Raw genomic sequence first — 14,744 nt, forward strand, 5'->3', positions numbered from 1 at the left:
TTGCTGACATCGTAGATGCTTTAACTTTTGAATTAAAAGCTGAACTTAAAGTATTAGGTGCTAAAGTTGATACTTTAGGTAAAGATGTTGACGAAATCAAAGCTACTATAGCTGCTTTAGACGTACCAGAAGATAATATCGAATTCTCTGGTGTAGTTACAACTTATGCACAAGTTGGTAGCTATGGTGATGATGAAACAGCTACAGCTGAAGCATTAGCTGATGGTGATGTTTTAGATGTTGACTTACCAAGAATTGATAATGTAAACAGTCTCGATGATACTATTAGTAACAATGGTGGTGGAGATTATGATGATTTCCCTGCTGAACAAGCATTTTATCAAGAAATTGATTTACTGTTAAACGGAAGTTTAAAAGGAATCAATTTTGACTTAGCAGTAGATACTATTACTAATGGTTTTACTGACTATGAAGGTTATAACTATGATGATTACACTAAGGTTTTAGGTGAACAGGGTGATGAAAACGGTATCGATATGGATACAGCACTTTTAACTATTACTCAAGATAACTGGACTGTAAAAATTGGTGATATGGGTGACTATGATGTAGATGATAGCGCTTATTTCTATGATGTAGAAGATGCTGAAGGTGTTGAATTCACTGGTCCAGTCTATGGACTTGATTTAAAAGCATTTGCTATTAACTATGATGATGGTAATGTTAATAGTTCTGATGAGGGAGATAGTTTTGATCAAAGTGATGACTTATACTATGGTGTTACAGTTAGCAAAGGATTTATGAATAATACTGTAGTAACTGGTAAAGTCTATCAGGCTGATTTAGACTCTGCTGACGAAAAGGTTACTGATATTGCAGTTGCAGTTAGTACAGACTTAACTGATTCTTTAACTTTAAGTGGAGAAGCAGTTTATAATGAGCTAGATGAAGCTGATACAGATGACAGTATGTTTAAAATAGCTGCTAACTACATTTATACTGATACTCTGAGCTTCAGAGGTAGTTACCAGACTGTTGGTGATGAGTTCAATGGTGGTAAAGATCACTCTGCTGATGTTCAAGCAGATATGGAAGAAGACTATGATTTTGACAAATATACCTTAGGAACTACTTATGTAGTTAATTCTAATAACAGTCTTGCCTTTGATGTAGCTATGGTTGAATATGATGCTGATGATGCATTTAGTCAAGATTTTGCAAGAGACAATAGCTACAGCAGAGATACTGATGAAGATAAATATATCTATAGTATTGGTTGGAATAATACCTATGGTAAGTTTAGCAACCATGCTGCTTTAAAATATATTGAAAATGACTATTATACAGATGAAGTAGATGATAATACTACAGTAGTTGAGTTAGGTACAGTTTATGACTGGACAGCTAATACTAACTTAAGAGCTAAAATTATCAACAAAAATGCTGATCTCTATGATAACGAAGGTATCTGGGATAAAGATATGAACTTTACCTATCTAAAAGCAGGAATTGATCATCAGTTAACTGATAATATTACCTGGATTACAGATGTACAGTACATCACTGGTGATGTTGATCAGTTGAATGGACATGATGGTAATGAGATTAATAATGTTTATTCAATTAATGGTAATAATGCTGATATCGATGGTAATTTCGTTACAACTCAGTTATCAGTTAGTTTCTAAGCTAGTTTAATTAGATAATTTAATATCTAATTTAATATTTGCTTACATCCCGGGAATTTTTCCCGGGATTTTTTTGTTTTTGAATTGACTTTGTTTTATAATAGAAGTAAAGTTAGTTATTATGTGCTGGGGGATGATAATTTGAAAAAAACTGGTTTTTTATTAATTATCTTGCTGCTTTTTATTCCGTTGCTTGCTTCTGCCAAAAACAAGTCTGAATTAACTGAGCAAAAATTTGGAGGAGAAAGCTATTTAATCGAAAATTATCAGCAATTTAAGTCACATTACAAAAATTTAAAACGACCTACAGTTGGTTTAGCATTATCAGGTGGTGGTGCAAGAGCTATGGTTAATTTTGGAGTAGTTAAGGCCCTTAGAGAAGAAGGCATTCCAGTTGATTTATTAACAGGGACCAGTATGGGAGGGATTGTAGCTACTCTTTACGGCAGTGGTTTAAATACAGAACAGATGTTACAAATAGTTACAACTACTTCTTTTGGTAATCTAATAGATCTTGGTTTAAATGGAAGTGGATCTCTGCTAGACACTAAAAAATTAAACTATTTTATGGAATCTGTTGCACCTCAAAAAAAGTTAGAAGACTTTGAAATTCCAACTGCTTTACTTAGTTTTGAACTGAGTGCCGGAAAAAAGTATTTAACCACTACTGGGCAGATATCTGAGGTTATTCAGAGTACTTATTCTATTCCCTATTATTTTCCAGTCGAAAGTCGTGATGATAAGTATTTTATGGATGCTGGTATAGTTGAGGCTACACCTGCTAAAGCTGCAGCTGCTTTAGGAGCTGATTTTGTAATAGCAACTACTTCTTTTGCAGATAAAGATTATAGTGATCTTGAAAATGCTGCTACTTCAATTGACCGTTTTGTTAATATTATGCAGGAAAACTTTTCTCAGCAAATAATAGCTGATTATGCAGATTTTGTTATTGAAATTGATGTAAGTGATTATAATTTTATGGACTTTAATCAGGCTCAAGAGCTAGTAGAACTTGGTTATTTAATTACTAAGGTAAGAATACCTGCTTTAAAGAAAAAACTTACTGAGCGGGGAATTGAGCTGCAGAAATATCATAACCGGGCAATTAACGATGTTTCACAAATTATGAAAGATATGGCTGATGATCGCATAATTATTTCTGGTTCTGAAAGTAATTGGTTTTTAAACTATGGACAAAATAAGTCTTATTTTGATCAGGACTTAATTACTCCTTTTGCAGATCAGCTTAATTTTGGGATTAACGCTAAGCACGATAATTTATTTTTTTCTCTAAAGGGAGAACGCTTTTTTGCTGATGGCTATGAAACTAAGCTAGAATTAAAAAAACTTACAGCAGCTACAGATCTTTATTTAGCTTATGGGAATGATTATCAGGCAGATAAAGAATCCGATTATCGCCTAGAACTTAAATATTATGGTAATCAGTTTAAAACAGGTCTTGGATTTGGTCGACAAAATGATCAGCATTATTACCTTATCAGCGGTGATTTTGTTTTTGCAACAACTAACTTTAACTGGCAGACAGAAAATGATTTTATCTATAATCGTAAAGAATCAGAGATTGAGCTGCTTTCCAGTAACATAATTGACTATGATTTAAGCAGTAAATGGAATTTGGCCAGTCAGATTGTTTATAATAATACTGAAGTATTAGACTCACCTATTATTTATCGAGGCCAGTCAATCGATGAATTTACTCAACTGCAGACTAGTCTTGATTTTAAATATACTCATACTTTGCTTGAGCCAATTGAACTAGGCGGTATACTGCAGACTACCGATGTTGGTGGCTATCTTTTTACTGATTACTTTGAAACAGGTAAAGCTGATCTTAGTGGTCAGGATAATGATGGAATTGCCGCTGGAATTGGTTTTGATTCTCAATTATATTTACTTGGTTTACGTCCAGTACAGGTAGACTTATATTTTTCCTATGACTTTGAAGAAAAAGATGATAAAATAGGGCTTGAACTTGGTTATCAATTTTAAGTACTTTAAAAATAGCAGTTAAATGCAAAAAAAGGAGGGATTTAACATGATAAGTAAATTTAAACTAGTTTTATTGGTTGTTTTAATATTTGCAGTGAGTATTGTACCAGTTTTTTCGACTGTGGCACAGGCAGACTCTGATATTCTGGGCCAGGTACTTAAAACTTTTGGAATTGGAGTAATTGTTGACCGATTTGCAGGACCGATCAATGATTTTATTAATACATTAACTCTTAATCGTGGCCTGGAAGTAAAAGAACAAACTAAAGTAGTGCCTATTGTTACTGTTGGTTCTAATTCCTATGCTGGTGCTGTTCAGGTATCTGGGCCAGCAGAATCAGTAAAACAGGTAGAAGCAGTTGCCCAATTGGAAGGAGAATTTAAAGATGGTGCTTTTCGAATTAGAGCTCTAATCCCGATTAATACAACTAATCCAATTGATTTTAAAAATCTAGATAGAATCGAAGGAGTTGGGGTTACAGCTCTAGTTGATATAAATATATAATATGATAAAATATTTATAGAGTAATAATTACGTTTTATTAAGCACTGCGGTTATTTGTAAGTTAAACTGTTAAACGAGTAATTTATTATTTATGGTAATTGATTTTTTGATTGACTCAAAGGAGGCTAACTAAAATGAAGAAACTATCTTTAATATTTTTAATAGCAGCAATGTTTATTTTTACTGTATCTACAGCTACCCTGGCTCAGGTTCCTGGTTATTGGGATTTAAAAGCTGGACTTGATTTTGGTGGTAAAATTGATATTGATGGTGCTTATGGTAGTGATGATGTTGATACAGGACTAACTTTAATTGGTGAATATAAAGTTCCTTATCGGAATGGTTGGACACTTGGTGGAGGGCTCAGATATCAGCTGGATAGAGAAATTGATGCTTCTGGTGATCCAGAGTTTAGCTTTATGCCAATCTATGCTCTAGCAGAATATGATTTTATGAATAACCCTTATTATATGTTTGGACAGCTTGGTTATAATACTTTTGATATGGATAATTTACCTGGTTATTCAGTTGATGATACTTCTGGCGGTCTTTATTATGCAGTTGGAGCTGGTATGGATCTTTCTAATACAATGACAGCTGAAGTAATGTACTCTGTTAATAATGGAGAAGCAGATCTGAATGGTAACAGTGAAGATCTTGATTATTCAAAACTAACAGTTTCACTTGGCGTTAAATTTTAAGTAAATATACAGCTGACCGCAGTCTTGTAAAATTAATCTTTATTTAACAAAAAGGCTTTTATTTGGCTGTTAAATAAGCTAACCAACTTGATTAAACATATTTTTAGCTAAATTTGGGGGTTTTTATCCTGAATTTAGCTATTTATGTTAACTACTTTACTGCTTCTTATTTAAAAATTCTCCCAAATGTGATAAAATTTAATTTAAGGGATAAAATATTTTTAGATAAAGAGGGGGTAGCAGGTGACAGATCGTAGAGAACAGATAATTATTGAAGCAATCAAAGTCTTTGCAGCTAAGGGATATTATAATTCACATATTGCTGATATAGTTGATAAAGTTAGAATTGCTAAGGGAACTTTTTATCTTTATTTTTCCAGTAAAAAAGATTTGTTTTTAGAATTGATCAGGCTTTATCAGCAGATTTTTCATTGTGAGTTTAATCTGGAAAAGTATTATAAAAAGAGCAGTGATTTAAAAGGCTTTATGGAAGAAATGTTAGCAGAAAGATTTAAGTTACATGCTGAAAATCGAGCGCTGTCAGTTATTATTTTACGGGAAGCAGTAGCCATTGACCAAGATTTTACTGCTGAGTATAAAAAAATGGATCAGCATCGATTTGATAATTTAAAGTTATTATATGATTTTTTAGTAGAAAAAAAATATATAAATTCAAAAAATGATTTTGAATATTTCGCCTGTATTTTTGTTGGAACTCTTGATAGCATAATCTTTAGAAAATTAGTTATGGTAGAAGAAGAATTTAATTATCTTAAAGCTGTAGATAAGGTAAGCGATTATTTAGCCAGAACACTGGCCAATTGATTTAGTTTTGATCAGATAAGATGGAGGGATAAGATAATGAAAGCAAGATTTAATGCTCTAGAAGTAATGGAGATGGCTAAAGATATAGAAAAACGTGGTAAAAATTTTTATTTAAAACATGCTGATGCAACTGATAATAGAGATTTAAGAGAGCTTTTTCGTAGGTTAGCAGCTGATGAGCAGGACCATTATGAAAAATTTGTAGCTTTAACTAGTGATTTAAAGTCCAATCAGTCAGAAGCAGATTATCTTTATGAAGAAGAGGTAAGTGCTTATTTTGATTATTTAGTAGAATATTCAATTTTCCCAGCTGCCGATAGTGAAGAAGCGGTTGAGGCTTTAAATGACGTTGAAAAAGCTTTAAAATTGGCAATTCAGGCTGAAAAAGATTCTATTCTTTTTTATCGTGAAATGTGTGATAATAATGATGGTAAAACAATTACAGCTTTAGAACAGTTAATTGAAGAAGAAAAAGGCCATCTTCGTGATCTAGGTAAATATATTGAAGAGTATGGCCGCAACTAAACACTTTATTTATATTGTAGAATGTGCAGATGGAACTTTTTATACAGGTTATACAACTGATATTGAAAGGCGGCTGCAGGAACATAATCTCGGGCAGGGAGCCAAATATACTAGAGGGAGAAGACCTGTTGTTTTAAGACATCAGGAAAGCTTTTCCAGCAGAAGCCAGGCCCAGCAGCGGGAATATCAAATTAAACAGCTTTCCCGTCAGCAGAAGAAAAAAATCTTTACTTAAAAATTTAAAATTCACCTAGAAGGCGGGGTTCAATTTCTAATTGAACGCCGCTTATTTTATATACTTCCTGTTTTATCTTATTGATCAAATTAATTACATCTGCAGCAGTTGCTGAGCCGGTATTAATAATAAAGCCAGCATGTTTTTTAGAAACCTGGGCACCACCGATTTGAAAACCCTTTAAACCAGCTTTTTCAATTAATGGTCCTGTATAATATCCGGCTGGGCGCTTAAAAATACTACCTGCACTGGGAAATTCTAGCGGCTGCTTACTCCAGCGACGCTGCTGAAGATCTTCCATTTTTGTTTTAATAGCTGTTTTTTTGCCTGTTTTAAGCTGTAAAGTTACTTTTACTGCCAGCCAGTTTTTTTCTTGCTGCTGGAGTAAGCTATTTCGGTAACTTAATTTTAGTTGCTGAAGCTTTAAGTTTTGGGCTTCTCCAGTTTCATCTACTAATTCTGCACTTTGAATAACATCTTTCATTTCGCCTCCATAAGCACCTGCATTCATATAGAGTGCTCCTCCTAATGAACCTGGAATTCCGCCCGCAAATTCTAAGCCGGTTAAACTATTTTGATAGGCTATTTCGGCAATATCTTTTAATTCTAAGCCAGTTTCTGCAATAATACTGTTTTCTTTAATCTGATAGTTATTTAATTTACCTGTATAAATAATTATTCCACGATAACCAAGATCAGAAATAATTAAATTACTGCCTTTGCCGAGAACAAAATATGGTAACTTAGATTCTGCAATTAAGGGGAGAATTTTCCGGACAGCCGTTATATTCTCAGGAGTTAAAAAAAGATCAGCTGGACCGCCAATTTTAAAACTGGCATATTTAGCCAGAATTTTATGCTCAGCTATCTGTAAAGAGTTTATTTTTGCTAATTTATTTGTTAAACTATTGATAGTAGAATTATAGGTCATCATTAAGCTCCTTTTAGTAAATTAATTTTACTTTCATTTAATATAATATGTTATCTGAGCTGGAAAATCAATATTAACCAGCCTAACTAAAAAATTAATTGGGGGATTTAAACTAAATGAAATATAAAGAAATAGCTGTAGATTCTGTGCTAAGTAGATCTGATCAGGTAAGGCAGGATTTTTCAGAAGCAAGTATTGATAAATTAGCAAATTCAATTGCAGAAGTTGGTCAGCTGCAGCCTATAGTAGTCCAGCAGCAGAAAGATCATTACTTATTAATAGCTGGAGAAAGACGTCTGCGGGCTGTTCAAAAGCAGGGAAAAACTAAAATTGCAGCTGTAATTTTGACAGCAGAAATTTCTGCTGCTCAATTTACTCAAATTCAGTTGGTTGAAAACTTACAGAGGCAGGATTTAAATCCACTGGAACGAGCTCTGGCTATTAGAAAGTTTATGCAGGACAATAATTTAAATAAAAAAACAGCAGCTAAACAATTAGGTGTAGCTAGAACAACTTTAACTCTCTGGCTTAATATACTCAATGTAAAAGAAAAATATCAGCAGGAAGTTCTAAAAGAAGATTCGCCAATTACATTATCACATTTAAGTCTGGCTACTGCTCTGGCAGCTAAAACATGTAATCCGGTCAAAAAAGACGAGCTGCTGGAAGCTGTTCTTAAATATAATTTAAGTCGAAAAGAGTGTAAAGCAGTAACAGATATTTATGCTAAATATCTCCACCTACCCATGAGTGAAGCTGTAGCAGCTATTCTTTTAAAAAGAGAACATCTTAATCTAAAAGATCACTGCTCAAAGAATACTAAACATAATTCTAATCAGTCAATTCGTAGATTATTGAAGGCTTTTACTAACGTAAATGATAATCTCGAACAATTCATGGAACAGCAGGGAGAAATTTCTGCTCCAGAACAAGACGAACTGCTGGATGAATTCTTTTATCTTTATCAGATAATGGGGATCTTAATTCCTGATCTGAACAAAAAATCATTGCCAGAATTTATTGATCACTTAAAGGAAAAATAAGTAAATGGTTATCAAGCAAGTTAATAAAAAAAATATTCTATTCAAGCAGGAGAAAGCTAATGATTACAGAATTTAATAATATGAACAAATTTTATAATAATTCTGAATTAATTTTGGGTATTATTAAATTTAACAGCTGGGGGGATAAAAATTGACAGTAAGAGAACTAGCAGAAAAACTTAAATTGGAAGTAGTGGCAGGTTCTAATCTAGAAATTGAATTTTCTGGTGCATATTTTGGTGATATTCCCCACGATGTAATGCAAATGGCTGCAGCCGGTAATGTCTGGTTTACAACAAGAGATGATTTGGTAGTAGTCGGAGCTGCTTTATTAGCAGATATTGCAGCAGTTGTTCTGGTTGAAGATAAAAATTATGAACAGCTTGCTATTAAAAAAGCCTGTGATAAGAAAGTTAATTTACTTCGCTATTCTGGTTCTAAGTATGATCTTGCAATCAGATTTTCTGAGTTAACCAGAGAGCAATAACTTCAGAAAGGCATTAACTGCATTTGAAACAGGGACATCTTTATTTTTAACTACTGCCAGTTTTCGAGCTGGCAGTTTATTTTTTAAATGTAGTTTAAATAGTTTTTCATTTGCATTATTTATTCTAGACAGGTAGCTATTAAAAGCATATTCTGGGACAAAAGCAATTCCCAAGCCTATTTTTGCCATTTCAATCAACAAATCAACACTCCCCAATTCAATTTTAGCCTCAATCTCAACATCTTTTATTCGGAAAAATTCATCTAAAAATTTTCTAGTAGTAGTTTTTTTCTCCAATAAAAGTAGTGGATAATTAGGTAACTCATTTAATTCGATAATTTTATGTTTAAGTTTACTAAAATTTTGATTAGCGATAAAGATATCATTAAATTGACTGATTATATTAACTTCTAATTGATTTGTTAAACTTTGGTTAGGAAGATTGCTAATAATTAAATCAACTTTATGCTGCTTAAGCAATTTGCTGCAGGTGCTGGAAGTTCGATTTGTTATCTGGATTTGAATTTCTGGATAGAGCCGATGAAATTGATTTAAATAGGGCAGTAAAAAGTCTTTAGCAATTGTATCATTTACACCTAAATGAATTTCTCCTTTGCTGAGCGCCTGAATAGCCTGAATACCTTTTTCTCCATTTTCAATCAGATTGAAAGCAGGTTCAATATGATCAAATAGAATTTGACCAGTTTCAGTTAACTTAATCTGCTTAGCCTGCCGATTGAAGAGTTTAGTTTGCAGTTCTTTTTCCAGTTTTTTAATATTCTGGCTAACTGCAGATTGTGAAATATATAATTTTTTAGCTGCTAAGGAAAAGCTTGCATTGACTGCTACCTGGTAAAAAACTTTATATAGTTCATAATTTATCATCATTTATTAATCATCCTCTTTGCTATTAGTGTTACTTATTTATCTTATTAGAACTATTAATTTTACTACTTAATCATATCAGTTTATAATTAAATTGTAAATATCTTATAAAAAGGGGCGCTAAAAATGGCAGAGCAGATTCGCAGAGTTTTTGTTGAGAAAAAAGCAGGTTTTAATGTCAAAGCAGCAGAATTATTAGCTGATTTCAGAACAAATTTAGGACTTGAAAATTTAATAAATTTACGACTTTTTAATCGTTATGATATTGCAGGAATTAGTGAAACAACTTTTGAGCAGGCCTGTACAACTATTTTAGCTGAACCACCTGTTGATTTAGTTTATCAGGAAAAATTAAAAATCGCCCCAAATGAGTCAGTTTTTGCAGTTGAATATCTACCAGGTCAATATGACCAGCGGGCCGATTCTGCTGAGCAGTGTTTGCAGATTATAAATAATGATCAGCGTCCCCAAATTAGAGTAGCACAAGTTTTTTTACTACAGGGTAAATTAACCCCAACAGAATTAGAAAAAATTAAAACTTATTATATTAATCCTGTTGACTCTCGAGAAGCAAGTCTGGCTAAACCAGATAGTCTTGAAGTACAATACCAACTGCCAGAGCAGGTTGCAATTATTGCAGACTTTATTACAGCTGATCAAACAGCTTTAAATAGAATTTTAACTGAATTTGGACTGGCAATGAGTCTGGCTGATTTAGAACATACTCAAAAATATTTTAAAACTATTGAAAAAAGAAATCCGACTTTAACTGAAATTAGGGTGCTAGATACTTATTGGTCTGATCACTGCCGGCATACTACCTTTTTAACCAAAATTACTGATGTGGAAATTGAACAAAGTAAATTTACTACTGCTGTTGAAACGGCGTATCAAGAATATTTAGCAGCCCGGCATAAGCTTTATCCTGATCAGGATAAAGATATTTGTTTAATGGATCTTGCTTTAATAGGAATGAAAGAACTCAGAGCAGCTGGAAAATTAAATGATTTAGAAATTTCGAATGAGGTCAATGCAGCTAGTATAGAAATAACAGTAGATGTGGATGGTAAAAATGAAGACTGGCTGTTAATGTTTAAAAATGAAACTCATAATCATCCTACAGAGATTGAACCTTTTGGTGGGGCAGCAACATGTCTGGGCGGGGCTATTCGTGATCCACTTTCCGGACGGTCTTATGTTTATCAGGCGATGCGCGTCACTGGAGCAGCTGACCCACGTCAACCGATTGAAAAAACGATTCCTGGCAAATTACCCCAGAAAAAAATTGTTCAGCAGGCAGCAGCTGGTTACAGTTCTTATGGTAATCAAATTGGTCTGGCAACTGGACATGTTGCAGAAATATATCACACAGGTTTTCTAGCCAAACATATGGAAATTGGAGCAGTACTTGCAGCTGCTCCAGCAGAAAATGTTGTACGAGGAGCAGCTGAAGCTGGTGATTTAGTTATCTTACTGGGCGGTAAAACTGGTCGTGATGGTTGTGGTGGTGCAACTGGTTCTTCCAAAATCCATACAGAAGATTCAATTGAAGAAAGTGGAGCTGAAGTACAGAAAGGTAATCCTCCGACTGAGAGAAAGATTCAGCGTCTATTTCGCAATCCTGCTGTTAGTAAAAAAATTAAAGTATGTAATGATTTTGGTGCAGGTGGTGTTGCAGTAGCGATTGGAGAACTTGCTCCTGCACTAGAAATAGATCTTAATGCTGTGCCGAAAAAATATGCTGGTCTGGATGGAACAGAGCTTGCTATTTCAGAATCACAGGAAAGAATGGCAGTTGTAATTGATCCAGCTGATAAAAATGAATTTATTCGTCTAGCAGCTGCAGAAAATCTTGAAGCAACAGTAGTCGCGGAAGTTAAGTCTGATCAGAGATTAGTTATGAATTGGAATGGGCAAAAAGTTGTTGATTTGAGCCGTGATTTTTTAGCCACAAATGGTGCTACTCAAAAAGCTGCAGTTAAAATAGAGGCACCCGCTGATAGCAGTTATTTTGCTACAGCAGCAGTTGAATTTAAAGATGATAACTTTAAAAATAATTGGCTACAGTTAATGAGTGATCTAAATATTGCCAGTCAAAAAGGACTAATAGAAAAGTTTGACAGTACGATTGGAGCAGGCACAATTTTGATGCCTTTTGGAGGAAAACATCAATTAACTCCAGCTCAGGTAATGGCAGCAAAAATACCATTACTAAAGGGAGATACTAAGACTGGAACATTAATGAGCTATGGTTATGATCCTGATTTAAGTAGCTGGAGCCCTTTTCATGGAGCATATTATGCAGTTGTTGATTCCATTGCTAAGCTTGTAGCAGCTGGTGGAGATTATAATAAAATTAGATTTAGTTTCCAAGAATACTTTGAACGTTTATTTAAAGAACCAGCTCGTTGGGGTAAATCTTTTAGTGCTTTACTGGGAGCTTATGCTGCTCAAAAAGATTTTTCTTTACCAGCAATTGGTGGTAAAGATAGCATGTCAGGTACATTTGAAGAACTTAATGTTCCACCTACTTTAGTTTCTTTTGCGGTGACAACTGTTAATGTGCAGGATGTTATTTCACCTGAGTTAAAAGCTGTAGCTAATCAATTAATCTATTTGCCAGCAGTTAGAGAAAGGGATGATTTACCAGATATAAATAAGTTAAAAGTACTTTACCAAAAAGTTAAGTCTGGTATTATAGCAGGTCAAATTAAAGCTGCATATGCAGTTGGTCGTGGCGGAATAGCAGAAGCTTTAGCCAAAATGTGTTTTGGTAATCAGCTAGGAGCAGAAATTGACGCTAATTTAGAAGACTTAAATATTTTTACAGCTGATTACGGGTCTTTATTAGTTGAAGTGAGTCCAGAAACAGACTTAACTAAACTTTTTGGGCAGACTGAATATTGTTTATTAGGAAAAACAAGTTCAGAGGCGGTAATTAACTGGCAGGGAAATAAAGTTGCTTTAGCTGAGTTGCTGAAAGCCTGGCAGCAGCCTTTAGAAAAAATTTATCCGACTCAAGCTAAAACTGGATCTGGTTCTAATAAGATAGAAAAAAGTAATATTACTAATTTTGGGAAAGTAGAACAAAATTATAACAATAAATTTCCTGGTTTACAGATCAGTAAGCCAAGAGTTATTTTGCCAGTTTTTCCGGGAACAAATTGCGAATATGATACAGCAAGACAGTTTGAAGAAGCAGGTGCAGAAGTGGATACCTTTGTTTTTAAAAATCTTAATCCAGCTGTTCTGGCTGCTTCCATTAAAGAACTTGCTGAAAGAATTAAGCAGGCACAGCTGCTTATGCTGGCTGGAGGGTTTAGCGCTGGAGATGAACCAGATGGTTCTGGCAAGTTTATTGCTTCTGTATTTAGAAATCCATTGCTTAAAACAGCGGTTGCAGGATTAATTCAGAAACGAGCCGGCTTAGTGCTGGGAATTTGTAATGGGTTTCAGGTTTTGATTAAATTAGGCTTACTACCTTATGGAGAAATCAGAGAACTTTCTCCAGCTGACCCAACTTTAACTTATAATACAATTGGCCGGCATGTTTCACAAATGGTACAGACAAAAATAGTGTCAACTAAATCACCCTGGCTGGCCCGGGTTAATGAAGGTGAGATTTATACTATTCCTGTTTCTCATGGAGAAGGAAGATTTGCCGCCCGAACTGAACAGCTTAAAAGACTTGCCAGTCAGGGACAAATTGCTACTCAATATGTTGATTTAACAGGGCAGCCAACTCTAGAATTTCCTTTTAATCCCAATGGTTCTGCAGCAGCAGTAGAGGGTCTTACAGATCCAACTGGTAGAATTTTGGGTAAGATGGGACATTCAGAGCGAATAGGAAATAACTTGACTAAAAACATCAATGGTTTAAAGGATCAGCAGCTTTTTCAAGCTGGAGTAGAATATTTTAAGAATAATTAATAAATAATCTAGCTGTTAATTATTCGAAATCAAATGAATAAAGTTCTAAAAATTAAAAGCTATTTTAATGTGAACTAGATTGGATTTAGAATTAGTACTAATCTGATCTTAAGAATTCACTTAGAATAGCTTTTTTTATTTAAATTCATTTTAAAAAGTCAAATTTACCTGCAGCAGCGAGCTTGAGACACTTGCTTACAACTTGGTTATCATATTTACTATCCCTATATTTATTTAACTCATCAATCGATTTTTTAAAACCTGGCTTTTCCCGATAGGGACGTTCACTATTCATAGCTGCTAGTACATCTGCAACAGCTATAACTTTAGCTTCAATTCTAATTTCATTATTTTTTAGTTGATCTGGGTAACCTGAACCATCAATTCTTTCATGATGCTGTAAAATGATTTCGGCTAATTCAAAATTTAGTTTTCTTAAGATTTCAAAACCAAAATATGCATGTTCTTTAACTAGGGCAAACTCTGTACTGCTTAAACTTGCTTTAGTTAATATTTGGGTTGGCAGTAACAAAAATCCAATATCATGTAAATTACTACTCAGATCGAGTAGTAATTTACTCTTAGCAGAAAGATTTAATTCTTCAGCCAGAATATTGGTAACTTGGTTAACTCTGCTGTGATGATCTTTTAAGATAGGCAGTTTTTTATTAAAAATATTGGTTCTTTGACAAATGTTGTGAAATCTAAATAGCACCGTTTGAATCATGTTATCTCTTTGTTTTTTTGAATTACTCTTAAATACTTAGCAATGATAAAAATACTCGGCGTTTTAAGTTTTCAACTTTGGGAACACCGTAGCCAATTCTTTTGATTAATTTGATTTTGTTGTTTAATCCTTCAGCAAATCCGTTGGTTATTCTAGTTTTAAAATAGTTAATAATGTGTTGTTCCCAGCGTTTTACTGTTCCTTTAGCTCTATAGAAAAGATTTAATTTAGACTGACTAACATTTTCATACCAGTTATTTAAAGCTTGAATAGACTCTTTAACATCAGGAA

14 protein-coding genes are annotated in these 14,744 nt (G+C 33.8%); 10 read left to right on the plus strand and 4 right to left on the minus strand.

Annotated elements, in window-relative coordinates; translation table 11 throughout:
• The 7 genes from BMZ74_RS14565 to BMZ74_RS13260 all read left to right on the plus strand — a co-directional run.
• Positions 1-1,649: hypothetical protein (locus BMZ74_RS14565; protein WP_089862691.1), on the plus strand; the 1,649-nt coding region annotated here is incomplete at its 5' end.
• Positions 1,650-1,790: 141 nt separating this feature from the next.
• Positions 1,791-3,659, plus strand: coding sequence for a patatin-like phospholipase family protein (locus BMZ74_RS13235; RefSeq protein ID WP_089862692.1), 1,869 nt, complete (start codon positions 1,791-1,793; stop codon positions 3,657-3,659).
• Between the two features lie 46 nt (positions 3,660-3,705).
• Positions 3,706-4,164: a hypothetical protein gene (locus BMZ74_RS13240; RefSeq protein WP_245750892.1), complete on the plus strand. Its 459-nt coding sequence runs from the start codon at positions 3,706-3,708 to the stop codon at positions 4,162-4,164.
• A gap of 134 nt (positions 4,165-4,298) precedes the next feature.
• Complete coding sequence (locus BMZ74_RS13245; RefSeq protein ID WP_089862693.1) at positions 4,299-4,865, plus strand: outer membrane beta-barrel protein; 567 nt, start codon at positions 4,299-4,301, stop codon at positions 4,863-4,865.
• Between the two features lie 243 nt (positions 4,866-5,108).
• The gene (locus BMZ74_RS13250; protein ID WP_089862696.1) at positions 5,109-5,690 is read left to right on the plus strand and encodes a TetR/AcrR family transcriptional regulator; all 582 of its coding nucleotides are present in this window, start codon (positions 5,109-5,111) and stop codon (positions 5,688-5,690) included.
• A 36-nt stretch (positions 5,691-5,726) separates the two neighbouring features.
• Positions 5,727-6,215 carry a ferritin family protein gene (locus tag BMZ74_RS13255; RefSeq protein ID WP_089862698.1) on the plus strand — a complete coding sequence of 163 codons (489 nt, stop codon included), beginning with the start codon at positions 5,727-5,729 and terminating at the stop codon, positions 6,213-6,215.
• Positions 6,202-6,450 (plus strand): GIY-YIG nuclease family protein, encoded by a 249-nt coding sequence (locus BMZ74_RS13260; protein WP_089862700.1) that lies wholly within the window; start codon positions 6,202-6,204, stop codon positions 6,448-6,450. The genes BMZ74_RS13255 and BMZ74_RS13260 overlap by 14 nt, the downstream gene beginning before the upstream one ends.
• Positions 6,451-6,454: 4 nt before the next feature.
• Here BMZ74_RS13260 and murB read toward each other — a convergent pair whose 3' ends face one another.
• A complete protein-coding gene (gene murB, locus BMZ74_RS13265; RefSeq protein WP_089862701.1) occupies positions 6,455-7,381 on the minus strand; it encodes a UDP-N-acetylmuramate dehydrogenase in 927 nt (308 codons plus the stop codon).
• Positions 7,382-7,497: 116 nt separating this feature from the next.
• On the opposite strand from murB, the gene BMZ74_RS13270 reads away from it, so the two are divergent.
• Together BMZ74_RS13270 and BMZ74_RS13275 are read left to right on the plus strand one after the other, a co-directional pair.
• Positions 7,498-8,424, plus strand: a complete 927-nt coding sequence (locus tag BMZ74_RS13270; RefSeq protein ID WP_089862702.1) for a ParB/RepB/Spo0J family partition protein — start codon at positions 7,498-7,500, stop codon at positions 8,422-8,424.
• Between the two features lie 151 nt (positions 8,425-8,575).
• The gene (locus BMZ74_RS13275; RefSeq protein ID WP_089862703.1) at positions 8,576-8,911 is read left to right on the plus strand and encodes a hypothetical protein; all 336 of its coding nucleotides are present in this window, start codon (positions 8,576-8,578) and stop codon (positions 8,909-8,911) included.
• Here the strand turns inward: BMZ74_RS13275 and BMZ74_RS13280 are convergent.
• The gene (locus BMZ74_RS13280; protein ID WP_089862704.1) at positions 8,894-9,799 is read right to left on the minus strand and encodes a LysR family transcriptional regulator; all 906 of its coding nucleotides are present in this window, start codon (positions 9,797-9,799) and stop codon (positions 8,894-8,896) included. The genes BMZ74_RS13275 and BMZ74_RS13280 overlap by 18 nt on opposite strands.
• Before the next feature lie 123 nt (positions 9,800-9,922).
• Here BMZ74_RS13280 and BMZ74_RS13285 point away from each other — a divergent pair, with 123 nt between their 5' ends.
• Entirely contained in the window at positions 9,923-13,726 is a 3,804-nt protein-coding gene (locus BMZ74_RS13285; protein ID WP_089862705.1) for a phosphoribosylformylglycinamidine synthase, read from the plus strand.
• 145 nt (positions 13,727-13,871) lie between these two features.
• Here BMZ74_RS13285 and BMZ74_RS13290 read toward each other — a convergent pair whose 3' ends face one another.
• Both BMZ74_RS13290 and BMZ74_RS13295 read right to left on the minus strand, forming a co-directional pair.
• A complete protein-coding gene (locus BMZ74_RS13290) occupies positions 13,872-14,441 on the minus strand; it encodes an HD-GYP domain-containing protein (protein ID WP_177181453.1) in 570 nt (189 codons plus the stop codon).
• Between the two features lie 40 nt (positions 14,442-14,481).
• Positions 14,482-14,744 (minus strand): transposase (locus BMZ74_RS13295; protein WP_143070181.1); only part of this gene is annotated, 263 nt, incomplete at its 5' end.

The sequence above is a fragment of the Halanaerobium salsuginis genome (genome assembly GCF_900114545.1).
Lineage (GTDB): Bacteria > Bacillota > Halanaerobiia > Halanaerobiales > Halanaerobiaceae > Halanaerobium > Halanaerobium salsuginis.